The 26,060-nt window shown below is 51.3% G+C and carries 18 protein-coding genes; 7 read left to right on the forward strand and 11 right to left on the reverse strand.

Translation table 11 applies throughout. The features are described 5' to 3' along the window. Positions 1–53: 53 nt before the first annotated feature. Positions 54–3,926 carry a glycoside hydrolase domain-containing protein gene (locus ACFPOF_RS15060; RefSeq protein ID WP_378133999.1) on the forward strand — a complete coding sequence of 1,291 codons (3,873 nt, stop codon included), beginning with the start codon at positions 54–56 and terminating at the stop codon, positions 3,924–3,926. 59 nt (positions 3,927–3,985) lie between these two features. Here ACFPOF_RS15060 and ACFPOF_RS15065 read toward each other — a convergent pair whose 3' ends face one another. After that, the gene (locus tag ACFPOF_RS15065) at positions 3,986–5,590 is read right to left on the reverse strand and encodes an alpha-amylase family protein (protein WP_378134001.1); all 1,605 of its coding nucleotides are present in this window, start codon (positions 5,588–5,590) and stop codon (positions 3,986–3,988) included. Between the two features lie 138 nt (positions 5,591–5,728). On the opposite strand from ACFPOF_RS15065, the gene ACFPOF_RS15070 reads away from it, so the two are divergent. Continuing rightward, positions 5,729–6,571 (forward strand): AraC family transcriptional regulator, encoded by an 843-nt coding sequence (locus ACFPOF_RS15070; protein ID WP_378134003.1) that lies wholly within the window; start codon positions 5,729–5,731, stop codon positions 6,569–6,571. On the opposite strand, the gene ACFPOF_RS15075 is transcribed toward ACFPOF_RS15070, so the two are convergent. The 6 genes from ACFPOF_RS15075 to ACFPOF_RS15100 form a co-directional block, all read right to left on the reverse strand. Then, positions 6,572–7,408 (reverse strand): amidohydrolase family protein, encoded by an 837-nt coding sequence (locus ACFPOF_RS15075; protein WP_378134005.1) that lies wholly within the window; start codon positions 7,406–7,408, stop codon positions 6,572–6,574. Positions 7,409–7,433: 25 nt separating this feature from the next. Beyond that, entirely contained in the window at positions 7,434–8,342 is a 909-nt protein-coding gene (locus ACFPOF_RS15080) for an aldo/keto reductase (protein WP_378134007.1), read from the reverse strand. Positions 8,343–8,370: 28 nt separating this feature from the next. Beyond that, complete coding sequence (locus ACFPOF_RS15085; RefSeq protein WP_378134009.1) at positions 8,371–8,667, reverse strand: L-rhamnose mutarotase; 297 nt, start codon at positions 8,665–8,667, stop codon at positions 8,371–8,373. Positions 8,668–8,689: 22 nt separating this feature from the next. Beyond that, positions 8,690–10,612 (reverse strand): DUF8034 domain-containing protein, encoded by a 1,923-nt coding sequence (locus tag ACFPOF_RS15090; RefSeq protein WP_378134011.1) that lies wholly within the window; start codon positions 10,610–10,612, stop codon positions 8,690–8,692. Between the two features lie 55 nt (positions 10,613–10,667). Beyond that, positions 10,668–11,432 carry an SDR family NAD(P)-dependent oxidoreductase gene (locus ACFPOF_RS15095; protein ID WP_378134013.1) on the reverse strand — a complete coding sequence of 255 codons (765 nt, stop codon included), beginning with the start codon at positions 11,430–11,432 and terminating at the stop codon, positions 10,668–10,670. Positions 11,433–11,792: 360 nt separating this feature from the next. After that, positions 11,793–14,042: an AraC family transcriptional regulator gene (locus ACFPOF_RS15100; RefSeq protein ID WP_378134015.1), complete on the reverse strand. Its 2,250-nt coding sequence runs from the start codon at positions 14,040–14,042 to the stop codon at positions 11,793–11,795. Between the two features lie 250 nt (positions 14,043–14,292). Between ACFPOF_RS15100 and ACFPOF_RS15105 the strand changes: the two genes are divergently transcribed. The 4 genes from ACFPOF_RS15105 to ACFPOF_RS15120 all read left to right on the forward strand — a co-directional run bounded on the left by ACFPOF_RS15105 (position 14,293) and on the right by ACFPOF_RS15120 (position 18,706). Continuing rightward, positions 14,293–15,219 (forward strand): ABC transporter permease, encoded by a 927-nt coding sequence (locus ACFPOF_RS15105; protein ID WP_378134017.1) that lies wholly within the window; start codon positions 14,293–14,295, stop codon positions 15,217–15,219. 24 nt (positions 15,220–15,243) lie between these two features. Next, positions 15,244–16,125: a carbohydrate ABC transporter permease gene (locus ACFPOF_RS15110; RefSeq protein ID WP_378134019.1), complete on the forward strand. Its 882-nt coding sequence runs from the start codon at positions 15,244–15,246 to the stop codon at positions 16,123–16,125. Between the two features lie 66 nt (positions 16,126–16,191). Then, complete coding sequence (locus tag ACFPOF_RS15115) at positions 16,192–17,772, forward strand: ABC transporter substrate-binding protein (RefSeq protein ID WP_378134021.1); 1,581 nt, start codon at positions 16,192–16,194, stop codon at positions 17,770–17,772. 190 nt (positions 17,773–17,962) lie between these two features. Then, complete coding sequence (locus tag ACFPOF_RS15120; protein ID WP_378134023.1) at positions 17,963–18,706, forward strand: phytanoyl-CoA dioxygenase family protein; 744 nt, start codon at positions 17,963–17,965, stop codon at positions 18,704–18,706. 60 nt (positions 18,707–18,766) lie between these two features. On the opposite strand, the gene ACFPOF_RS15125 is transcribed toward ACFPOF_RS15120, so the two are convergent. Beyond that, positions 18,767–19,615: a phytanoyl-CoA dioxygenase family protein gene (locus tag ACFPOF_RS15125; protein WP_378134025.1), complete on the reverse strand. Its 849-nt coding sequence runs from the start codon at positions 19,613–19,615 to the stop codon at positions 18,767–18,769. Positions 19,616–19,749: 134 nt separating this feature from the next. Here ACFPOF_RS15125 and ACFPOF_RS15130 point away from each other — a divergent pair, with 134 nt between their 5' ends. Further along, positions 19,750–20,634: a helix-turn-helix transcriptional regulator gene (locus ACFPOF_RS15130; protein WP_378134027.1), complete on the forward strand. Its 885-nt coding sequence runs from the start codon at positions 19,750–19,752 to the stop codon at positions 20,632–20,634. A gap of 107 nt (positions 20,635–20,741) precedes the next feature. Here the strand turns inward: ACFPOF_RS15130 and ACFPOF_RS15135 are convergent, their stop codons facing one another. The 3 genes from ACFPOF_RS15135 to ACFPOF_RS15145 are packed head-to-tail and all read right to left on the reverse strand — an operon-like array spanning position 20,742 to position 25,914. Then, positions 20,742–22,040, reverse strand: coding sequence for a Gfo/Idh/MocA family protein (locus tag ACFPOF_RS15135; RefSeq protein ID WP_378134029.1), 1,299 nt, complete (start codon positions 22,038–22,040; stop codon positions 20,742–20,744). Positions 22,041–22,066: 26 nt separating this feature from the next. After that, positions 22,067–23,812: a glycoside hydrolase family 35 protein gene (locus ACFPOF_RS15140; protein ID WP_378134031.1), complete on the reverse strand. Its 1,746-nt coding sequence runs from the start codon at positions 23,810–23,812 to the stop codon at positions 22,067–22,069. Positions 23,813–23,844: 32 nt separating this feature from the next. Continuing rightward, positions 23,845–25,914: a DUF5054 domain-containing protein gene (locus tag ACFPOF_RS15145; RefSeq protein WP_378134033.1), complete on the reverse strand. Its 2,070-nt coding sequence runs from the start codon at positions 25,912–25,914 to the stop codon at positions 23,845–23,847. Positions 25,915–26,060 lie beyond the last annotated feature (146 nt).

The following is a 26,060-nucleotide window of genomic DNA, read 5'->3' on the forward strand; positions in this document are numbered from 1 at the left end:
TGGCGGTTTCTCCGCAAACCATTTTAAGCGCTTCCACAATAAGGAGGGAAATTATGAAATTATTGATGAAACTCCATCTTTCGAAGTGTTTTTCGCTTTCTTTGGCGTTTGCCCTCGTCTCCGGTCTTTTTGTTTCTCTTGGCACCGTCCACGCAGCCGCACCGACAGTATGGATTCAGAATGCGGCAGATAGAGCCTTTCAAACGTCGACGATCTCGGTCGACTCTCCAACGGCAATTTCGCTCTATATGGCCAAAAACGAGTATGAAGCGGCGCAAATTCTAGTCCGATCGACTTCAAGCCAATCCGGCGTGTACGTGACGCCAAACGATCTTACCGGACCGGGCGGAGCGATAATTCCGGCATCTAACATTAAAGTGACTCGGGAATACACGCACAGCAACGTCGCGGTCAAAGGTACGTATGAGCAAACATCGGACGGGAGCAGCAGCTATACGGATGCCCTTGTGGACAATACGCCTGTAACGGTTCCGGCGAATCAGACGCAGCCCTACTGGTACAGCGTCTACGCGCCGGCTACGCAAGCGGAAGGTACGTATACAGGCACGGCCACCGTTCATTGCAGCCTAGGCAATGTTGCCGTTCCCGTAACGGTTGTCGTGTACAACGTGACTGTCCCTCCTTCCAACCAGTCGACCTTTAAGACGTTGAACTGGTTCACATCGATCGGATGGGGCTACGAACAAACCGAAGACAACATTCCTATGCAATATAACGTCGCCAAGTATGATAACAACTGGTGGAAGGTGATTGAAAATATCGCCAAAAACCATAAGAAACATCGGAACAACGTTATTTTCACCGATGTGCAAGCGTTGATCTTAAAAGATACAACGATAGATAATAACGGCAATTATACGTTCGGTTGGGCCACGTTCGATCGATTCGTTCAGACGTTTATCGATGCGGGCGCCATGCAATATCTTTACACCCCGACAATGCTGGAACGAATCGATTCGGAGAGCAAAATGAAATTGAATATGCTAAAGAAGATAAACGGCGTGACGACGAGAGTTCTGGTCGACGCCGGCACCGCGGAGGCAAACCAATATTTAGACATCTACTTTCCGGCACTTAAAGCTCATCTGGACGCAAAGGGTTGGACTGACATTTTTTATTTGTGCGCGAGTGACGAACCGTACTTTCAATACCAGATCGATGGTTCAAATTGGCTCTATGCCAAATTTCATCAGTATTTCCCGAACGGAAAAACATCCGAAGTCCAAGATCATAAAATGCCCGGAGTGCAAGCCAGCTTGTCTACAACCATTCCGACAACTTACACGTATGAAGCCAATACTGCTTATTATCAAAATTTGCGTATCGGTGGCAAGGAATTGTGGCTCTATACCGCAAACAAACCGTTGAGCTACTATATGAACCGGTTTATCACTCACTACTTGGATGAAACAAGACTGCTCCCTTGGTTTGTCTGGAAAGTCGGGGGCATCGGTTACTTGCACTGGGGATGGAACTATTGGTTCACTTCGAACAATACTGAAGCGGATACGTTTGACGGTTCATTGGGTGACGGTGGCGACTTCTGGCTCGTGCGTCCGAACAAGGCGGCTTACGACATTTACGATAGCGTAAGGAGCGAAGCGCAGCTTGACGGGATCGAGGATGTCGAGTTGCTGAATATTCTGAAGCAGACGAAACCACTTTCAGCCAAACTGATCGCAGACTCATTAATTACGAATGGCACAACGTTTACAAGATCGGGCAATATTGTCGTGATGGCGCATAAAGCGATTTTGGATGCGATCATTTCATCGGAACCCGATTCGTTGTTTACGTTCTCCGATCGATTCGGCGGCGACGTCGACGCGAACTGGGTGCATACCGCCGGTGCTTGGTCGATCAATAATGGAGAGTACACCCAGACAGACTTGTCGGGATACGAGAACGTATCCGCGATTAAAGGCCGAGCTTTCGGCAATTTCGAATATACCTTCGACGTCAAAATCGTAAACGACGGCGGAGTTCATTCCAACTGGGCTGGCACGATGATTCGCAGCATGAATGCGACGGATTTGGGTACCGGTTACCTGGTTGCCGTCTGCAACAACGGCGATCTGGTCGTCTACAGCTCCGACAGGCAGCTTGCTAAAGTTGCGATTCCGGGTTATGTCGCCGGTCAATCTACGAAAGTAAAGGTTGTCGCCCAAGGCAGCAATATTCAAGTGTTCATCGGATCCGCTTCTAACGCTTTGGTGAATATTACGGATACGGTTTATGCTATGGGCAACATCGCGCTCATCACGGGTGGAACCAGTGCCACCTTCGACAACGTGGTTGTAGACGTTGCAAAAGCGAGCGGTCCTGCAGCGCCGGCCGCGCCAGTCGAAGTCAGCAAATCCGCAACAAGTGTTACGCTCGCGGCCATTGCCGGTCAGGAATATAGCAAAGACGGATCGAACTGGCAAGACAGCGCCGTATTTAACGGATTGGCGCCGAATACGGAGTATAAGTTTGTAACCCGGGTGAAAGAGACGGTAGCGATTAAAGCGTCTGCGAGCAGCGCGGAAACGATGATTCGTACACTGGTCTCAACGGAACCGAGCTGGTTATACACGTTATCCGATTCTTTCGATAGCGACATCGTTACGAACTGGGCGCCTGCGAAGGATACGACATGGTTCGTAGCTAACGGAGAATATAACCAGCCAGAATACAGGGACCCGAATCCAACCAAACCGCTCAAATATTTTGTCAGCACCGCAATTAAAAACCGTTCTTTCGACAATTTTACGTTCACCTTCGATACGAAGATCGTGAACGACAACGGCGACCATTCCAACTGGGCAGGGGCCATGATTCGAAGCTCCGATCCTTCGAATTTGGATACCGGGTATCTGATCGCCGTATGCAACAATAGCAATCTGATCGTCGCTAATGCGAGCGGGGCATTGGCACAAGTCACGATTCCCGGTTATATCGCCGGTCAATATACGAATGTCAAAGTCGTTGCCCAAGGCGGCAACATTCAAGTGTTCGTCGGCTCCTCTCCGACTCTATTGGTGAACATCACCAATACGGCTTCAGCTTCGGGTACGATTGCCCTAGTCACAGGAGGCGCCAGCGCCAAGTTTGACAACGTTGTCGTTCAAGTCCCGAAAGCGGATGGCCCTGCAGCGCCGAGCGCGCCGAGCGAAGCCAGCAGATCCGCAACAAGCATTGCGCTCGCGGCCATTGTCGGTCAGGAATACAGCAAAGACGGTTCGCATTGGCAAGACAGTCCGACGTTTAGCGGTTTGTCGGCGGATACGCCGTACACGTTTGTCACCCGCGTGAAGGAGACGGCAACGCGCAAAGCGTCTGCTGCCAGTATGGGAACAACGATACGCACCCTCCTTTCGTCGGAAACCGGAACCTTATTTACGTTTTCCGATGACTTCAGTAGCGGAAACGATTCGAACTGGACGCACCCGACGGGAACGTGGTCCGTAGCTAGCGGGGAATACAGCCAAACGAGTACTTCGGGGTATTTTAACAATTCTGCGATTAAAAACCGCTCCTTCGGAGACTTTACTCTAACCTTCGATACGGAGATCGTGAACGATGGAGGCGACCATTCCAACTGGACCGGAGCGATGATTCGCAGCTCGGACCCTTCGAACTTGAATACCGGCTACCTGATTGCCGTGTGCAATAACAGCGATCTAATCGTCGCCAATTCGGGCGGGCAGCTGGCTAAAGTCTCGATTCCCGGTTATGTCGCCGGCCAGAATACGAAAGTCAAAGTCGTCGCACAAGGCGGCAACATTCAAGTGTTCATCGGCTCCTCCGTGACAGCATTGGTGAACATCACCAATACAGCTTCCGCTTCGGGCAACATTGCCCTGGTCACCGGCGGCGCCAGCGCCAAGTTCGACAATGTGCTCGTCAACTGGCGGACAGCTTGATACAAAAAAACAACCATCGACGACTTTGAAAGTCGTCGATGGTTGTTTTTTACGAATACCTATCTCCACCATGTATTGTCTTTGTCTTCATTCCTGACTCCGCTGTCGCCATACCAATCGTATTCGATAGTTTCAGCGCCGAACTGCCAGCGGGAAGGACAGTTATTATCCAGCCAATCCAATGGAACTGCCTGATGTTGCCCGACTGTTACTGCGATTTGAAAGGCTTCTTTGATCCTTCTCTTCTGCTCTTCGGTCGCCAGACTCGGGCTTACGGACATGAACAATGGCGTTCCGCTCCGAGCCACTAAATCCAGCCATTGCTTAGCATAATTCCATGGTGTAGATGCCGTTATTCCGACGCAATCGGCATCATGGCTATACAATGTCCCGTGCTGATGCATTCGGAAACCCAGCGTATTCACCCCCATACGTCTAGTGCGTTCCCAGCCGACGCCGCTCACATCGTCCCCGGTTCGCTGTATCGCGAACAAGCCTGCCGCAAGATGGCTAATCGTGTTACACCCCATGACAAGGCTCGTTCCCGCTGCTTCGGCTATCGTACGGTACAAGTCAACGATGATTTCCGCTGTCGTTCTGGACTGATCATGAAACAGCTGAGCTTGTCTTGACGGATTCGCTCCAAGGGAATTGCCCCACTCGTTAAGGATGTCAAAGGTTGAAAAATCATGTTTAATCAGTCGATAGCCCCAGTCATGCATTCGCCGGATGTCGCTTGCAACCAGTTCCAGCACTTCTGGAATGCTCGGGTCCAATACTTTGCCGATCGAGCTAGGCAACGCCCAATTTTCCGGCACGCGTTCAAATGTAAGCAATGGTCTGCACCAAATACCGGGAGCGACTCCCGCTGCAGTCATGTCCTCCGCTAGTCGCTTCATGTCGGGGAAAAATCGATTTCCCGTCCATGGTCCGCCATTCGCAGAGTATGAGCCGCCGTTCATTTGCCAGCCGTCGTCCAGAACCATATAGGGTCGTACAGCATTGTCCCCCGTAAGCTCCGCCATAAAAAGAGAATCGGCCATCGCGTCTTCGGGTCTGAACTGACCGAACGCATAGTACCAGTTATTTCCTCCATAGATCGGGTGATCCGGAAGTATTGGATTAGGGCACATGAGCCGGCATAACGCTTGAGCCGATTCGTGAGCGCTTTCCCCTTCCTGACTCTGATATTGAACGATTTGTGCAAATGTAAGCTCTCTTTGTCCGAGTTTCACGCCTTTAGGGCCGCACATGACGTTGGCCATCAGCGTTACGCCTCGATCATCCATTTCCCAATGGCAAAGCGAGCTCGTTCCGGTCTTTACTCCGATGCCGAACGTTCGCTGACCATCGTGAACGAGGAAATACCAGGGCATGATCCTGTCCGGTACGATGCCTCTCCATTCGAGGTCGCCGTACGCTCTTTCCCAGTGATCGCCGTATAACTTGACTCCGCCCCGGATCCCGTGATTCCATCTCATAAGAACTCGCTTGACCGACACCTCGGGCGCCGACAACACCCATGAATGTTTTCCCGGTGTGGAGCGCAACGTGAGTTCTACTCCGCCCCCTTGCCAGGTATCCGCGTTTTTTTCAAGTCGAATCCAACCATCATCCAACTCCACTTTAACTGCAATTGGAAATTCCATTACGTTTAGATCCATCTTGTCATCCCTTCCGATTCACAAGTGGTTTTGTCTTGATCATGACAACATACTATCAATAATCATCAATGGATAAAATGGCAGAAGGTCAGATTTATATGGTAAAATGTCTTCAACTTGAAAGAGAGGATTCGAGTAATGTCAAAGCTTAACGACCCGCTGATCAGGTTAAATAACGCAGGTAGCGAACTTTACTATCACTTCTCCGGCGAGGCTCATTGTTCGTCGGGATATTGTTGGGGACCGGGGATACGGAACGAATATATTTTTCATTACATTACGTCCGGAAGCGGCAAATATAAGGTCAATGGTGAGATCTATGATCTCCAAGCAGGGCACGGGTTCGTTATTTTCCCCCAGACACCTGTTTATTACGAAGCCTCCGAGGCATCGCCTTGGCATTATATATGGATCGGCTTCACTGGGAGATTGGCCTCAGACTTTTTGCACAGAGCAGGAATCACGGACACGCATCCGATCTTCCAGCCGTCAGAGCTCTCAGATGATGTACACCGCTTCATCAAAGAGCTTCTGACGGCTGATTCGGATAAGCCCAATCAGGAACTACTACTAATGTCGTATCTGTATCGGTTCATATGGGCGCTTTGCGAGTCCAAGATAACGGGGACGACAAGAGCTGAGGCGACAGGTTACAGAGCAATGGAGCAGCATATGACTCGAGCTTTCGATTATATTTACCGGAATTACTCCGAACCCTTCACTATTTCGGGAATGGCTAAGCATGTAGGCGTTGACCGTAAGCATCTCCATGCCATTTTCATAAAAGCCTGCCAGCTCTCCCCCAAAAACTATGTAACCTGGTACCGTATGAAGATCGCTAGCGAACTCCTTCAAAGAAATGACTTAAAAGTCGGTGAAGTGGCTCGATCTGTCGGCTACCATGATTCTTTGCAATTCTCTAAAGCTTTTCGCAAGCATTACGGGAAATCGCCGACGGAATGGAGAAGGGATCTTAAATAGTTATACCGAAATCCGATAAAACCGCGCTGCCGTGCCGCCAAAAATAGCTTCCTTCTCCACCGCATTGCAATCCGCAAGCGTTGCGTGAGTCGCTTCCCATACTTCCTCGTAAGTGCCGTTTAATGTCGCAACAGGCCAATCGCTCCCGAACATTAGCCGCTCCGCGCCGAATGCGTTCATAGCGATCTCGATGCAAGGACGAAGCGAATCCGCCGACCAGCCGGGACCGAAAGCTGTGTTTAAGCCTGACACTTTAGCGAATACGTTTGGATTTTCCGCAGCCTGCTTCAGTTGCCGCGCCCATTCCCCCCAATCGTCAGAGCCGAATGGCGGCTTCGCCAGATGATCGATCACGATCCGAAGTTCCGGAAACTTCTCCGACAGCAGCGGAACCAGCCCCAAATGGTTCGGGAACACGGCGATGACATCGAATGTCAGTCCGCTCCGCTCTAGCAGCCGAAAGCCCTCTTGCACTTCCGGACGCATGAGCCACCTCGGATCCTGCTCACCGTGAATGAGGTGGCGAATGCCTTTGAACACCTCGTGCTGGCGATAACGTTCCAGACTTTCCGCAGCTTCCACCGGACGATCAAGCGGAACCCAGCCGACAACGCCTCCCACCCAGGTGTGAGTGGCGGCCGTCGCCAGCATGTAGTCGGTGTCCTCATAAGAATCCATCGCCTGCACGAGAACGGTCTTATCTACGCCGATCTTGCGAATGACGGGCTCGAGCTCCACCGCTTCGAAAGTGCGATAGATCGAGCCGCTATCGGGAGTAAGCCACGGATAGCTGCACTTATCCAAATTCCAGACATGCTGGTGCGCATCGATAATCATGTCGTTGTCTCCTCAACTTGAGCCTTTAATCGAATAACGGCTGCTCTTGGAACAGCGCATATACTTTCTCCACTTCCTCCGAGGCCAAGCCGTTGCCATCGCAATAAGACATATTGGTCTGCAAAGCTGCCAGAGTGGACACTCCCGTCAACGTAACATGAACGTCCGGATTGCCTAGGCTGAACCTCATCGCAGGCTCAATTAATCCTTTCGGTCCAGGTTTACGCAGAAACGCCAGTTGCTCCATTCGGGCCAAACCGTCTGCTTGAATATCCTCTCTCAGGAAAGGAGCCGGCGCATCCGCCAATATCCCCATGCCAAGAACGCTGCCGTTAATAACGCCCATGTTCAACTCTTTAGCCAGCGGAATCGTCTCGTCTTTGGCCGTGTGATCGAGAAGCATATACCGCGTGTAAAATTGAATGGAGTCGAACATCTCCGTCGCCATATACTTCCTGAGCAACTCCAAATTACGCGTCGTTACGCCGAGAAAACGGATTTTGCCGTCTTGCCGGAGCTTTTCCAGTGCCGGTATCGTCTCGCTAACAACCAGTTCATAGGGCTGCGATTCCACATCATGAATTTGTAAAATATCGATCCAATCCGTCTGAAGCCGATGCAAGCTCATCTCTACAGAACGGATCGTCGTCTCGTAATCGTATCGCATATCGGACCTGGCCGCTTTCGTCGCCAGAACAACGCGATCTCTCCGGTCGACAATCGCCTGGCCGATACGTCGTTCCGACTCCCCATTGCCGTAGAGAGGAGCCGTATCAATGAAGTTGATGCCTCCATCGATCGCTGCGTGAATCATCCGCTGTACTTCTTGTTCGTCCGTGATGCCAAAATCCCCAGCCAGCGGCGCCCCGCCCAAACCAAGCTTGGACACCTTTAAACCGGTTTTACCGAAGGTCGTGTATTCCAACTCTGTCACCGCTTTCCGCTGCAATTACTCACGAACTCTATCTCTCAAGCCGATAGACCCCGACCGCATCCTGCCAGAAGCTTGCAAAACATTCACCCGTCAGCCGATGCCACTCTTCTTCCAACTGGAGATCCACGACTCGATCAGGAACGACCAAGGACGGATCGGATTCCACGATCATGAACAACGTCAGCCCTTCGCGGAAAATTCGCAGAGATGCGATACCTGCTTCCCGCATATGCTTCTCGTTATCTGCAGGTATATCGCGATGAAGCTGCTCGTATCGCTCGACTTGATCTGGATGGAGCCGCGCCACTTTCACTTGCATTGCCATCTGCCCCGCTCCTTTAATCTCGTTAGCTTCGTCCATGAATGATACTATCAGCGTCATCCGCTTGCCATGGCATTCCGTAAGATGGCGTGTTCACGTACCGCTGCATCGACAACCGCAAAGTGATACCCGTTCCCGCTGGCAGCGACACGTTAAGCCACTTGTCGTTGATATGAACTGTTTCAATGATTTCGCCGGAAGCTTCGAGAACGTCCCCGGTGACAAAACGATGTTCGCCGAATACGCCTGCCTGAATTACCAACTCGCGAAAGTCGAACAGACTCGTATTCACAAGATGCACCGTAGCCGAATCCGGCGTCAGCTTCTCGACCAGCGCGGATACGCCCTGCGGCAAACCCGGACGCTTCGCTTCCGCATCGAAGTAACGGACACGGCCGTGCTGCAAGCCGCCATGCGAGATATGCATCGGCCCGCCGAGCGTCAGTTGCACCAGCCCTTCGAAATAGAGCGGGCACATCTCTTGCCAGATGTGGATCGCGGAATAAATACCTTCATTATAGTGTTCCGTCCAACTATGCGGATCGCCTTCCAGCGAGCGCATCTTCGCGAGCTGGTTGCCGATCATTTCGAAGTTGGCGCTTAGGATCATTTCTGGATAATCCGGATGCTGCCCGCGAATATATTGATACCACGGCTGCGTATTCCCGATGTAGTGTTTCGTTCCGCGCCCGGTCTTCGGATCTTTGCCGGAAAATCCTGGCACGATGACCTCGTTCCAGTCATGGTCTTTCGGAATGCGTTCGATGCGTTCCAAATCTTCATCCGCCATAGACGTCGTCCACAAATAAATCGGATAACTAGGCGTCGCTTCACGGTAATCCGTCCACCCGCCGTCGAAGTGCTTATAAGGTACAACCCATTTGCCGTTTTGCTCCTTGCGCAGCTCCCAGTTGCGGTCAAGCTGCTCCCTTGCGAGCGCCAACCCGCTCATCTCGCCGGTCAGGAGCACCGCGTTCATGCAAGCATTCGTCAACGGCTCAATAATGGTCATGAAACCGTGCGGCCAGCGCCAACCGTAATAACCGCCCCACCATTTGCCGTCATTGTACTCTCCGATATTACCGGATAACCCGACATTGTCGGGAATGATGCCTCCGTTAAGCCGCGTACGCTCTTGCCATGCCGCTACGTATTCGACCACCCATTGCTTCAAATTGTCATCTCCGGAATGGAGATAAGCATGCGTAATCAAACCCGTAGCGTTCAGATTGAGCGGCACGTCGCCGTGATTCATCCGTTCGTTCATCATACGAAGCAAATGCCCGTACACCTCATCATTCGACCAAGCACACTTCCCGCTTGCAAAATCAACGCCGGGAATGTCTTCGTATGGCGCAAGATAATCGTCCAGAATGCCCCGATGCGTACTCCAATCCTCTTCGTTCACTTCGAACCTCGGCCCGCGACTGCCATTCAGCGGCGACCGAATGAGCTTCAGCTCCCGGTCGTAGTTCTGCGCCTCAGGATCGTCACCTGTGTACATAGCGGCGAAACTTCTGGCGCGCTGACGGTCCTTCAATGTGGACGGCCCTGCCAGCCCAAGGAAATATAAATACAAATACCCTTCCCCATGATGCATCCAGTCGTAATAAGCATCGAACTCCCGATGAATCTGACCGTATTCCGTCCACTGCCACGTGATGCCTTCCCAGATTTTGCGGGACACTTCGTGCAGCTCGCTGCTTCCGCCGAGCACGTACAGCAGTGCCAAGTTCATAAAACCTTCGTAAGGATCGTCCGATCCGTCCATCCCCGGCCAATGCTCGAACCAGATCAGAGTGCCATCGGGATGCGTATACCGGGCAACGAATTCCTTGGCCGCTTTGTTTAACGTGTCGAAAAGCAATTGCTCTTGCAACGCCCACTGCGGCGGAACAATGCGCTCCGTGGCGCGTACACGAGCAAATGAGTGTTGAGTTGAAGTCATGGCGCTGTTCTCCTTTTTTTACCCATGTAGTCGAATTGCCGTATTTTCGATCCTCTTAGCCCAGTTGATAGCCGCCATGTATAGGAATGATTGCTCCGTTCACCCACGAGGCTTTGCCGCTGCACAAGAACGCAACCGCGTCGGCAATCTGCTGCGGCGAGCCGACGTCCGCTCTCTGCTTCTCGGATTCCGCAACCCGCTCTGCCTCGACCGGATCTGCGATCAACTGCTTAAACCAATCATTAAGCAACGGCGTCGAGACCCCAGCCGGAAGTAATGCGTTGCAACGAATGCCCGTTCCCTTTAAGTCAAGCGCAAGTCCGGTTGTCAAATGATTCAGCGCCGCCTTAAGCGAGTCGTACACGAAATTGCCCGCGATGTTTTTCTGGCTGTTGAAGGAACTGACATTCACGATCGAGCCTTGCGACTCTCTCAAATACGGCAACGCCTTCTGAACGAGGAAAAATCCCGATTTGATATTCACGGCGAATAGCCGGTCCCAATCGTCATGCGTAACTTCTTCAATCGGCTTATTGCAGACAAGGGCCGCATTGTTGACGACGATATCGATTCTTCCCCATGTATGCAATGCCTGCTCCACCACTATTTCCGGCGCGGACGGATCGAGCTGGTCGACCTGGACGAACAAGGCGGTACCGCCATCCTTCTCGATTCCTTCTACAACATTCCGACCTCGCTCCATATCCCGGCCGCACACGACAACACGAGCGCCGCCCTGTGCCAACGTCTCGGCGACTGCCTTGCCGATACCGCTGGTGGACCCGGTCACAATTGCCACTTTATTCGTAAATTCAACCAACTGCCTCAACTCCTTCTCTTTCACTATACAAAGGTTGATAACTTGTGAAATCAATTAAAGTTAACGATGTCAACGAAAATCAGCCAATTCAAACTCTAAAAAATGTACATTTCTTAAAAATCTCGACTTATCGGCCGATTACACCATCTCCTCTGCACGATCACGCGCTCGATGCCCTCATACTAGCACCCCTTCGTTTGATTTCAATTTCTGTTTTCAGCTAACTGTTCTCGAACAAACACGAATCAGCAATGGCAGGACGTTATGTTGGTTCTCAATTTGAATCAAAGTTCTCTTTCTTCGAATTGCCTGCTTATAGCGCGGCCAAAAAGAAAAATCCGGAAGCGGCGTACAAGCCGCTTACCCGGATTTTTTGATCATCGTGCGATATTGGCTGGGCGTCAGCCCATGTTCTTTCTTGAATAGGGTGAAGAAGTGGCTGCGACTGGAAAAGCCCGATTGCAGCATAATGTCCGTTATCGTATCGTCCGTCGTCGCGATCCATTCGGTCGCATGCGTCAGGCGAATCTGGTTGATGTAGTCGTTCACGGAGACGAGGAAGTGCTTCCTGAACAGCTTCCCTACATACGGCGAGGAGAAGCCGACTTCGTCCGCCACCGTATCGAGCGACAACGCCGGATTGGCGAAGTCTCTTTGCACGATGCGCGCGACATCCTCGATGAGATTCAAATGTTTGTTGTCCTTTTTCGCTACCAGTTCCTGCGCCAAGTGCTCGAACAATGCATGAAAATCAGACTTGATCTCATCCAGCGTCTCGATCTTCTGCAGCTTCGTCAAATACGCCTGAAAGTTAAAATTCACCTTGATCGAGTGATTGGATTCCAGTAACTCAACCGCATGTCGAACGGATAACAGCAAGCGAATCAACACCGAGTTAAGCGCCGTGTAGCTGAACGAAGACGCATGGTCGATCATGACGCCCAGCAGTCGATTCGCTTCGGAGAACTTCCCCTGGATAAGCGCGTCGGCCAGTTCCTTCTCTTGCTCCTGCGGATACTTGAAATCCTCATTCCGATGGCTGATGCTGCCTTCTGTAATAATCGCTTGACGGCCCTTAATGATGCGGTAATCCGATAAATCGACCGTCTTCAGGTAATGAAAATTCAGATTAGACAGCGCCTCGAACAGCTCGCTGACCGCAACGGATAGCGACACCCGCAAATAAGTCGATGTGCTCGACTGAATGTCCTGCACGAGCAACAACGTCTTCTCCCGATGCTCCGAATCATCCCCTGCGCGTTCATTCATCAAAACAAGTATTTGATCTTCGGCCACTTCAACGCATTCGTGCTTATGATGACCGTTCAGATGCTCCGAGACGATATTCATAATGCCGAATTTCAGTAAATCCCGTTCTCTGGCGTTGTACTTGGAGCAGAAATCCGAATAATAATCGATTCTGAGGAGCAGGACTCGGAACGTGTCTGCCGGGTCAAGCGCAATTCTATATTGCTGAAAAGCATTGTGCAGCGAGCGCGCAGACTCGAAATCGTTCGTCTGCACCAGCTTCCGCAGAAACTGCTGCTTACGGTTATAGAACTCGCTCTTCTGCTCGGACTCCAGACGGTTGTAGTTCTGTATAACAAGCTTGACCGGCAAGTACAACCTACGCGAGAAATAAAGCATGATCAGCATGCTGATGGCTAGCAATAGGAGCACGAGCATCACGGTTTTTTTCTTCATGATCGAAATTTCTTGCAAAATCTTCGTATACGGCGTTATGCTGACCATTTTCCACCCGAATACCCCTGTATCCGTGTACGTGATAAAAGAATCGACCCCCGAGGCGTTCATCCGGAAGCTGCCTGACGGCTCCTTCAACGAGTTGATTTTCTTCATGTAATCGACATTGTTCATATCGCTCAGCAACTTGCGATCGGGATCCGCAGTCATGAGCCTGCCGCTGGCGTCGACGATCTGGATTCGATTGTTTTTCTCGTCGGCAGCGCTAATATTTTGCTTCACCCACTCCTCTGAGATGTTCAGAATAATAGCTTCGCTGACTTTGCCTTCCCGCAGCTGCGTGTCGAAGAACAAGTACGAGTACACATGAATTTTCGACGGCGCATCGGTCGAAATACCGGATAGCACGTTCGGGATCTCCCGCAGCACGATGCTGTGCGATCGGTTGTTGCGAATATCGTCCAGAATAGGAAAGATACCTTTGTCCGGAAAACCGGCCCGATCGAATACAAACCCTTCGCTCGGTACGGTGTACATGTTGCGGCCGTTATAAATATAAATCGATTGCAGGAAGGGATAGATATTTTTGTAAGACTCCATTTTCTTCTGATATTTAACGTACTCTTCCTCCGCGACGTCCGAGTACAACAAATCTTTAATCATATCGTCGAAGAAAGCGGTAATCGCTACCGATCTAACCGACTGGGCCATCGCCTGGACGTTGCGGCTCGTATTTTGCAGGTCGGTTTGCTGCTGGCTATAGATCATCTGCAGCGCAAAGTGTTCAAAGTTCCGATTTAACAAGGAGGATTGCACGAGCAACAGCACGAGGGCGCTGATCAGGAACGGCAATGAAATCGTCAGAAACAACTGAAACGGATTTTTCAGAACAAGCTGCTTAAACATGTCCCGACCTCCCCTGGGCAGATTCTCTCGCGTAAGAAGAAGACTAACATACTCCGCAAAAAACGGGCAAGCCCATTCGTTGTCAGCGCGAAAATATGCATTTTCAGAACTGAATGCCCAATTGAGAACTCCTATTTCTCCCGTACAGAACACATTATCGGGATCAGAAATTGAATTCCCCTAGTGCGGCGGCTAGCATGAAGCCATACACAAGCGACTGGCAAAAGGAACATCAAAGGAGAAGGTGAGCATGGCGAAAGCAATCATTGAAAAGTTCAAAAATGCGGAATCCAAAAAAATATTTCAGCTTACAGTGTTGGCGCTTCCGGCAATCGTAGCGATTTTTATTTTCTCGTACATTCCGATGGCGGGTATTTTCATTGCCTTCAAAAACGTCAATTACGAGCAAGGCATATTCCGAAGTCCATGGGTAGGATTCGACAACTTCGACTTCTTCTTTACTTCAAGCGACGCGTGGACGGTCATCAGAAATACGCTCGGCTACAACGCCGTCTTTATCGTTGTCGGCACGTTGCTTTCGATCGTGTTTGCGCTTTTGCTCAACGAAATCATCAGCCGCAAATTTCTGAAAACATATCAAACAATGTTTTTTTTCCCTTACTTCTTCTCGTGGATTATCGTCGCGTATATGGCTTACTCTTTCATTGGCCCTTACGGCATCGTGACAGGCTGGCTGGAGAAAATCGGGGTCAATTTCGACTTCTATACGGAAACTTGGATTTGGCCCCTCTTACTGACACTCATCAATATTTGGAAAGGACTAGGGTATACGAGCATTATTTTCTACGCTGGCATTCTGGGCATCCCGAACGATTACTTCGAAGCGGCCGCGATCGACGGCGCGAACAAATTCCAGATCATTCGCAAAATTACGATCCCGCTTCTTATGCCGCTCATTACGATTATGACTCTGCTGTCAGTCGGGAAAATATTCTACTCGGACTTCGGCTTGTTCTTCTTCGTACCACGAGAAATCGGACAGCTGTACCCGGTTACCCAAGTGATCGATACGTATGTATTCCGCATGCTGAGACAGTCCGGCGATATCGGGATGTCGTCCGCAGTCGGGTTGTTCCAGTCGCTGATGGGATTCGTAGTCGTTCTGTTTAGCAACTATTTGGTCAGAAAAGTAAACGACGAGAACAAGCTGTTCTAAATTTCTTGAAATGGAGGTGCACCGATGAAGCACCGTAACAGACTGCCTAAATTGCTGATTCATCTCGTGCTGATACTATTCGGCATTGCTTGCGTAGTTCCGCTCATATCCATTATTTCCGTATCGCTAAGCGACGAAACGAGCATTCTGAAAAACGGCTACAGCCTGCTGCCTCAGGATTTTAATATTCGTGCTTATGCTTACGTGCTCTACAGACCGGCTCAGCTTCTGAACGCTTTCAAAGTTTCTATGATCATCAGTATAATGGGCACCGTCCTTTCCTTGCTGATCTCTGCCGGGATTGCCTATGTGTTGTCAAGAGAAGACTACAAGTACAAAAACAAACTTAGCTTTTACGTGTTTTTCACGATGCTGTTTAACGGCGGACTTGTTCCGACTTATATGCTCATCAGTAACTACTTGCACTTGAAAAACACGATATGGGTGCTCATTCTGCCTTACTTGGCGATTCCCTGGTTCATCTTGATTTTGAGGACGTTCATGCAGAAAATTCCGCACGACATGATCGAGTCATGCATGATAGACGGCGCAAGCGAATTCAGGATTTTCTTCCAGATGATTTTGCCGCTTGCCAAACCGGGACTCGCTACCGTCGGATTGTTCATCCTGCTGCAATATTGGAACGACTGGTGGCTCAGCCTCCTCTATATCGAATCGGAAAAGCTCGTCCCACTGCAATTCATGCTCTATCGCATGATTAATAATATCGAGTTTCTGACCCGCTCCACCAATATGATGCCGCCGGGTATGAACAACATGGTCGTGCCGGCGGAAACCGCACGGATGGCGATGGCGATTCTCGCCGCCGGTCCGATGCTGGCCGTGTTCCCTTTCTTCCAGAAGTATTTTGTCAAAGGGTTGACGGTCGGCGCGGTTAAAGGATAGCTTAATCATGGGCCAAGCCCATTTTTAAGAATATAGCGATACACAACGATAAAGGGAGGATTCACAATGCTTAGAAACACACGTTTCTCCAAAACAGGCATGATGGCAACGTCTTTGGTCATGTCGCTCAGCCTGGTGCTGGGGGCATGCGGCAACAAAAACAATGAAAGCTCCGGTTCGCCAAACGCTTCCCCGTCATCATCTGCCAGCGCGAACGCAAGCTCCAGCCCTTCCGGAAGCGGCGACGCAGCCAAAGATTTGCCGGAAGCCAAGCTGACCTGGTACTTCCCGGGCAACTTCCCGCAGCCCGAGCAAAACAAAGTGTTCGACGAAGTGAACAAAATCGTCAAACAAAAAATTAACGCCACGATCGACTTCAAGCCGATTGCCTTCGGCGACTACGACCAAAAAATGAAAGTCGTTATCGCTTCCGGCGAAAATTACGACATCGCCTTTACGTCCAACTGGATCAACAACTACACCCAGAACGTTGCGAAGGGCGCCTTCATCCCGCTGGACGACTTGCTTGCGCAATACGCGCCGAAATCATATGCCGCTATTCCGGCAAACTTCTGGGATGCAACCCGCGTTAACGGCAAAATCTATGGCTACATCAACTATCAAATTTCGGCCAGAACGCCTGAAGTGTCCACATCGAAAGCGTTGGCAGACAAATACGGCTTCGACATTAGCAGCATTGGCGGCAAAATTAGCGCAGACACGATGAATTTGCTCGAGCCATATATTCAGGCCGTTAAGAAAGATCACCCGGAGAAAGCTTTCATTACGGCGTTGTCCAATATTCAAGAAATGTTCAACTTCGAAACCATTTCCGGTATCAACATTCCTGGCGCCGTATATTACAATGACGACTCGCTGAAAGTCGTTAACCAGTTCGAAACCGACGAATTCAAGAAGTTCGCCGCAGTGATGAGAGATTGGAATGCCAAAGGTTATATGAATTCCAAAGAACGGATTTCCAAGAAGCAAGACGACTGGGCCGACGCTAAAGCCGGGAAATGGATTCTCAATATCGGCGGCGCGTACAAGCCAGGCGGAGATGTGCTAGCCTCCTCGCTTGGCGGCGAGACGTATGTCAGCGCTCCCGCTTCCACTCCGCATTTAACAACTAACGGTATCATTGCTACGATGCAAGCGATTAGCCGCTCTTCCAAAAATCCGGAAAGAGCCATGATGTTGCTTGAACTGCTAAATACGGACGTAGAGCTGTACAACCTGCTTAACTTCGGCATCAAGGATGACCACTATGCGATGAACGCCGACGGTCTGATGGTTGCCGGACCAAACCAACAGGCTTACAATCCGCAAGTGCCATGGATGTTCGCCTCCAACTTCCTCGCCTACGTCCAGGAAGGCATGCCGAAGACGGTATGGGAAGACACCATTAAGTTAAACGAATCCGCAGCGCCTTCGAAATTGCTTGGTTTCTCTTTCGATGCGGAACCGGTCAAAGCGGAAATCGGCAAAACAAGCGCCGTATTCGACGAGTACTACCGCGGCATCGAGCTTGGCGTGACAAGCGCTGAGAAGTACGACGAGTTCGTGAAGAAAATGAAAACCGCCGGCGCCGACAAAATTATCGCGGAAATGCAAAAGCAGATCGACGCTTGGAAAGCATCGAAGTAAAAAGAAGATTTTGTCAAAGTCACAAGCAGGCCGTTCTGCATCTCCGCAGAACGGCCTGCTCTTTTTTTGATTCGAAGTTAAAATGTCAACCGCGGACACAAAAGTGCTAATTACAGCGATTGTTGAAATACCGCGTATGAATTAAGTTGGAATTATGAAAAAGAATCTTCTTCACGGAGGCGTCACTCATATGGAAGCGACAAAATCACCATTGATGCAGCTGCTCAGCGAAGAGCAAGTTGAATTTTTTAAAGAAAACGGGTACCTCCTGCTTAAGAATCGTTGCTCTGGAGATTTGATCGATGCCTTTAACGGACACATCTATGACATTCGTAACCAATCGCCCATGCCGGAATGGGCAGCCTGCGACGAGAGCAAGAAGTACGCCGTTCGGTTGTTTAATCCGCACAAGCATGACAGCTTCTCCCGCCAATTGATGAAGCTCCCGGTTATCCGTAATGTGCTGGCGCAATTGATGGGCAAAGAAGCCGTATGCGTGCAAAGCATGTACTTCTACAAAGAACCCGGTTCCCCGGGCCAAGCCTCTCATCAGGATTACTACTATATTAAAAATGATCCGATGACGATGATAGCCGCATGGACTGCAATGGAAGACTTGGTGGACGAGGAAAACGGTTGCCTTTGGGTGATGCCCGGAACGCACAAGCTTGGCTTGCTGCCGCATGGCGCAGTCAAAAACCTGGAAGAGCATGAGCATCATACGGAGGAAACAGAAGGCGTCGACACAAGCCGTCAGATTCCGGTCATCATGGAAAAAGGCGATATTCTTTTCTTCAGCGAGCTGCTGATCCACTCGTCAAACAAAAACCGCAGCAAAGACCGCTGGCGCCGCTCTTACGTTTGTCACTACATCCGCGAGGATTCCAATGTGCTCCATCGGGAAGACCTTCGTCAGAAATATCCTCTTTATTAGTAAAAATGACTCGGAATCGAAAATAAGCCACCAACACTGTACTGGTCGGTGGCTTATCTTTTATGACTTCGCGGCGAACAACGTCGGCCAAGCATCGCCTTCAAAGCGTTCGCCAACCCGGCCTGCCATCATTTTGGCGTTAAAATGCCCCTCGCCCCGCGGACGACCGGAGTAAACCGTGTCGCCCGTCATCAAGTGAATCGCCATTGATCGACGCGGCTCACCCGATGTATTCGCTCCGCTGCCATGAATGGTCAAGGCGTGATGGAAGCTCACCTGTCCCGCCTTCATGATGATGGGCACGGTCGTTAACTCTTCGCCATCGGGCACGTCCATTTGATCCTTCTGCGAATCCATATTTTGCTCGAAGAAATCGCTCACGTTCAACAAGCCCCATTTATGGCTCCGAGGGACCATCTGCATACAGCCATTCGACAGATCGACGTCGTGAAATGCGACCCACGCTGTGATGAGCGTCGGCTCCTGCGCACATTGCCAGTACGAGAAGTCCTGGTGCCAGCCGACGTTGGCCGATTCCTTGGCCGACTTGCGCGCCGGCTTGTACAGCAGTTGATCATGCCACAGCTTAATCGCGTCCGCATTCATCAGCTTGGCGGCGATGGCGCCGACGGTCGGGTCGAGCGCCAGTTGGCGCAGCGTACCGTCGGCCCAGTGGGAATTGTCCGTTTTGCGCAATGCTGCCGGATTGTCTTGGCCTTCCAGCCAATTGCACACCGGCTCGCGCCCCAGTTCATACTGACCGCGATATACCATGTCCTGGTGCTCTTTAATCCTCTCCAATTCTTCGTTCGAGAAAATAACGGGAGACACCCAGTATCCCTTTTCCTCGAAGAAGCTTACGTCCTGTCCGCTTGGCAAGCATGCGCTGCGGATTGCGGTTTGGCTCATATTCGACATTCCCTTCGTCTATTGAACTCATTTCATTTTAATTATATGATCAATAAATGAACGTGTATTTCCTTTAGAAAAGCAAAAATTTATATTCTATGATCATAGCGAATGGATTGAGGGGAATTGTCGACATGAGCGACCGCGCTTCAGACTTCCATGCCACTCCGAGCGTAGCCAACACGTTTCGTACCGAACAAGAGCTTAGAATCGAACTGCCATTCTCCCCGGCATCAAGCAGCATTTATTACGTAGGAATGAACTTGCACGAGAACTGGGCGACGTCTTCCCATATGCACTCGCACTATGAGCTTTGTTATTTGGATATGGGGAGCGGTCAGTATAAAATAGACAAAACGGTATACGAATTCGGTGCAGGACAGTTCCTGCTGACTCGTCCCGGTGAGGATCACTTTGGCTTAGCAGGTCAGAACGCTCCCTTCAAACTCTACTATGTCGGCTTCCATGTCGATTTGCTCTCGGCTTTACAGCTGGATCTTTACAACATCGGAGAGACAAGAATCGGCGAGGATTCGGACGGCGTCATTAGAAGCCTGTTTCTCTCATTGATCGATGAAGCGCAATCCGCGGTCCGTCTAACAGCACCTATGGCGGAGGCGCTGCTCCAGCAGATGCTCATCCGTGTACTGCGGCAATTTCACGATCGTGAAAGCGAGCGTCACTCTTCTAATCAGCCGTTAGATCGCGGATTGCTCATGACAATGAACCGGCTGCACAGCGAAATCCGCTACGACCGGGACATCGATGCGTTGGCTGCGGCCATTCCGATCAGTCGATCCCAGCTCGCTCGAAAATTCAAGAGCGCGATTGGCGTTACCATTGGAGAATACATGCGTGATCTGGTGTTGTCCAAAGCCAAGTCGGAGCTGCGGTCGACCGACAAATCCGTTACCCTAATCGCCGGTGAGCTCGGTTTTGATTCCATTCATGCATTCAGCATTTTCTTTAAGCGGTTTACGACTCACTCCCCGTCGGAATATCGCAATATGAAGCAGTAAAAACAAGCGGGATGCCTCTTCTCAGAGATGCATCCCGCTTGTTTTCAGTTCGCAAAAGTGATTTCTTTGGCCGCGTCGTATTCGGACGATCGTAAAGAACGATTTTGTTAGCCGTCTGGCTGCTGCTCCAATTGCGCTTCCTGCTTCAACCCCTTGATATATTCCGGCATCGATATCGTACGCCCTTCCACCCTTGATTTCTCTGCCGCGAAGGCAATCAAGTGGCTTTGTACGGATTCCCGCGCTCCGGTCCGCCCTTTCTCCTTCCCATCGCTACGAACCAGACGAACGAAATCGCGCATAATGTTCGTGTCGCCGCCGCCGTGTCCAGCCGCATCCGTCTCCAGATTGATCGTTTCCGTCTCGCGCGTGACGAAGCTCGTCACCTCTATTACGTTGCGATCCATGTCCGCACGAATCTGACCGCGCGTTCCCATCAGCTTCACCGAGCGGCCGCCTTCGAACGTAAATGCGCTCATCGTGAACGCGACGGTGACTCCGTTCTCGAATTCCAGATTCACGACCTGATGATCGACGACATCGTTGTCGCAATGGTAGACGCATCTGCCATAAGGCCCGTCTTTCAGCGCGTTCAGTACGCCTTCGTCGCTCGGATCGTTGCTGACGACCGATCGAAGTACGGCTCCGACCCAATCGTCCCGCTCAATGTACATGCGCGGCGCATAGTACGGGCATGTGATCTGCACCGGGCAGCCGTCCAGACAGCGCGGCGGCGCTCCTTCCGGCGCGCTCTCCTTGCGGAAATGCATGAGCGAGCCGAAAGAGGACACTTTCGTGCAATCTTCTTCGACCAGCCACTGCAGGATGTCCATGTCGTGGCAGCTTTTGGCCAGAATCATCGGGCTCGATACCTCGGATTTGTTCCAGTTGCCTCTGACGAAGCTATGCGCCTGATGCCGATGCTCGACGTTCTCCGTATGCGTGATCGATACAAGCTCGCCGATTCGGCCTTCGGACAATATCTTCTTGATCAATGCGAAGAAGTCCGTATACCGCAGCACATGACAGATCGATAAGACGCGGTTATGCTTCTCGGCGTATTCGCCCATGATGAAACATTCCAGAGGGTCCGGCGACATCGGCTTCTCCAGCAGTACGTGGTACCCCTGCTCCAATGCCCTCAGCGTCGGCTCGAAATGCATTTTGTCCTGCGTGCAGATGAGCACGGCATCCGCGATTTTCGGACCGTTCAGCAGATGTTCCCAACTGGAAAATGCATTCGATTCCGCGATGCCGTGCGTTTGGCCGAATCGCTCCCTTCTTTCCGGGTCGGCGTCCGCGACGGCGACGAACCGGATTTCCTCCGCATGATTCAGGGCGTAAGGAGCATAAGCTCCCGCTCCTCGTTGTCCGGCGCCGATCAATGCGGCTGTGATAGGTTTCATTTCGTTTCTCCTTTTGCTATGCAAAATTATTGGATGAACGGACGATCCACAAGAGTGACTTCAGGCGCATCCGCCCCATGCAGTTCGAACAGGACAATCTCATTGTCGCCCTGACGCAATAACGGTGCTGGGATGTAAAGCGTCTTCTGCGGGCCTGCTTCCCAGTAGCGGCCTAAGTTAAAGCCATTTACATAAGCGACCCCTTTGCCCCATCCTTCCATGGACAAATACGTATCCGCGATCTCTTCCGCATGGAATGTCCCCCGATAAAACGCTGGAACGCCAGGGTCCAATTTCTCCAGCCTTTCGAAGGAAAGCCCGGACAAATCAGAGAGAGGCAGAGGGTAGATCGTCCAGTCGTGGAGCATCGCGATGCCGATCTTCACCGCCTCTGTAATGCCTTTAAAATCCTTGTGGAACGGGCCGTAATTGATACGCCCCATGTTCTCGACAAGAATGCTTAGCTTGGCCCCGCCAGACGGTATGCTGCATGCTAATTTCTGTTTGCTCCAACGATCGATGACGCCTAGGTACCGGTCGTCGATAAAAACCAGCGCGCGGTCGTGAACGTCTTGCAGAGAAATTTCGCAATCGTCCTGAGGACCGCTAATCCGCGATTCGTACAAGATAAAGCCGTAATTTTGTCCGACCTTCTCCATCGGATCCGGGCAAGGACGACGGACAGGCGCAGACAACTCGCCCAAAGAGTCGAACAGACGAACACTTTCGGTTAATGCCACTTTTCCGTAGGCTTTTTTCGGCGTTGAAGGCGGCATTTCGGTATCGATCGGCCCGGCGTATTTTTCGATAACGGCCCTGAACGCTGTGTATTTCTCGGTATAATCTCCCGCTTCCGTCAGTGCCGCGTCGTAATCGTAACTGGTCGTCGTCGCTTCGTACTTCTCCAGGCAGTTCGCGCCGTTATAGAAACCGAAGTTCGTGCCGCCGTGGAACATATAGAGATTGACGGACGCCCCCATGGCGAGCATTTCATCCAGAACGGCCGCCGCGTCCTGTGAATCGCGCGTATGATGGGGCTTGTTCCAATGGTCGAACCATCCGTTCCAGTACTCCATGCACATCAACGGCTTATCGGGCTGATACTCCAGCAGTTTCGCGAATGCTTCCTCGGGTCTGGAACCGAAGTTAACGGTTTCGAATACGCCGGGCAGCATGCCGCCCTGTAAGTTCGCATCCGTATAACCGTCGGAAGTGAACAAGAGCACGTCTACGCCTCGGTTCGTAAGTCCATCTTTCAAATATTCCAAGTAATCTTTGTCATTGCCGTAACTGCCATATTCATTTTCAATTTGCATGGCGATGATCGGTCCGCCGCGCGTGCACTGGTAGGGCAGCAGACGGGGAATCAGTTCATCGTAATACGTATCCACCCGGTCGAGGAACGGACGATGGCTGCAGCGAAGCCGCATGCCTTCGTCTCGCAGCAACCAAGCAGGCAGGCCGCCGAACTCCCACTCCGCGCATATATAAGGACTCGGTCGAATGATCACGTACAGTCCCAGTTCGCCCGCACTCTCGACGAACCGGGTCACGTCAGTCATGCCGCTGAAATCGAATAAGCCAGGCTCCGGTTCATGGAGATTCCAAGGCACGTAGGTCTCCACGCAGTTCAGCCCGCAAGCTTTCAACTTCAATAGGCGATCCCGCCAATATTCAGGCACGACTCTGAAGTAATGGAGCGCCCCCGAGATGAGTTGAACCGACTTTCCGTCATGGACGAATTTATTTCCTTCAATGCCGAATACGCTCATTTGTTTATCCCCCTAGTAGAGCTGAATGTCATTTAAAGATTGGACCCGAAAGTCAGCCGGAACCTGAATTTCATATCCTCTTCGAACCACATTCTGAAATTCGTTCCCCAGACGTTGTTGTGCAGGTTAAAATGGAACCCGCCTTCAAGCGGCGCAAACGTATTGTCGAATTGCAAAAGCCTCGGTTCGCCCGGGCACACGATTGGGGCATCCAACGTTTCGATGATCAGCGTTCCGTCCGCTCCGTCATAGTAGAGTCCGTTGCCTACGGCATGCATGTTCCGGTTGCCGTTCTTTACGACAGACAGCGGTGAAACCAGCTCTCCCAGCTTATCCATCGTCCATCGATTCGGATTATCGACGGCAGGAACGAACGAGAACCAGCTCGCTTCGGGCAAACGGCACGCTTGTTTGTCTTGCCAATGAAGCTCCACGTCGATCGCCGGCTCGTCGGAATGGAACAAGTACACGATCATGAGTTGCCGGGGAGCCCCATAGAGCCTGCAAACATCTGGCGGCATTTCCAACCTCGCCAACACTTTGTCGCCGTCCGCTTGCCTTTCCAGCCGCAAGCTTCTTACCGTTGGGGAGTACCGCCGATGCTCCGGCACAGGCTTCGCATACTCGATTCCGGGTTTGCCAAGATCCGGTTCCGCCCACGTATAATGCCGTTCGAGGTGAACGGCATACTCCCGGAAGAACCGGTCGTAATCGGCTTGCCCGAAAGTCTCGTATCGGAATACGCCTAATCGCGCATTGTCTCCCGTCCACATTTTAACGTTGCCGTCCATCAGGCTGCCGATCGCTCCATCCGAATAGAAGCTTACGCGGAACTTGCCAAGCTCGTACTCCCGGTACGTCTCCAGCTCTTCTCCAGCAGCGTTACCGGACGTTAGATCGGGAAGCAGCCGGCCGAACGCTTGTCGCGCTTCTTCTTGCAACTCGGGCGTAAGCGCCGACAACGCTTGATCGATATACGACCGTTGCTCCTCCCAAGAGCTTTCCAGCTTGCGATAGCTGCCTTTGCGGTAGAACGAGTATAGCTCTTCGTATTTGTTTTTTACGGGATGGTCGGCGACTTCGTCCTCGGCTCTAGCCGTCGTGAATTCCGCCGCGCTGTAATTCGTGAAATCCGCCAGATGAACTTTCTCGTCTAGCCCCCACGTATGCTCGGGAATCAGCATCAGGCGGCTGCAAAATTGTGCGTAAGCTTCGCTATCTGCATCAAGTGCGCCCGCTTCCAACCACTTGTCTCTTAATCGCAGCAACTCCCGGTAACGAGCGACTTTCGCTGGGTCGGTGGCTACGCCATGAATCCACGAATCCCCGATTTCTTCGGACAGAACGGGCAGCGAAGACTTATGGACAAGCAGCTTCTCCGCGAAAGCATCGAGCGTGGAGGCGGCAACTTCCGCCTCCGGATATTCCTCGCGCAGCCGTTCATACATCCGCTCGATCTCTTCGAGGGAAGGTGGCCCCAGATTGTCTCCGGTATGGGCAAAATACAAAGCATCCTCTAGTCCTTCCACTCTGAGCGCCTGACCGTAATCCTCCGCGTAATTAACGACGATCTCCGAGCCGTCGCTCGCCCGCCATACGAACACTTTAGGTACGCTCGGAGGCGTACATGCAGGATTAACGCCCAAATGCAAATACCGAATCCCGTTCCTCGCCAAATAAGGAACCATGCCGATCGTATGTCCGGGAACGTCCGTCATTTTGGCGGCGATCGTCTGTTTGCCATATTTGTGATCGAGTCTCCGTGATAACGACAAGCCAAACTCGAACAGTTTCGCGTCCATCAGCTCGGTATGGGTCGTAAACGGAATGCCGTGCCAGGCAATGTCGCCGCGGGCTATCGCTTGCTCCATCCGTGCACGCTGCTCCTCGGTAGCCGATTGCAAATATTGGCTGATCAGCCACGAACCGACCGTCCATACGAATCGGGACTTGCCGCTTGTCTCGGCCATTCGTTCCGATAAGGACAAGGCTTGCGGAATAAAGTCGTTCATGTACGTTTCTTCAACTTGCCTTGCAAAGTCAGTGAATCCGATGTCCAGGTGTGTTTTGAAAATGACGTGAAGTCTTTTGATGTTCGTCAAGGAAAGGCCACTCCTCTCTTTCTCTTTCCCTACCGTAGCAGTCGCCCGGATGCTTTTGAACATTGAAATCGCGACAAACCTTCAAAACGGAATAACAAGCAACATCGTTTTTTAAACATTTCTAGAAAAAACGAATAAACGGTGTT

Origin of the sequence: Cohnella soli, from assembly GCF_042655525.1 — a bacterium.
Lineage (GTDB): Bacteria > Bacillota > Bacilli > Paenibacillales > Paenibacillaceae > Cohnella > Cohnella soli.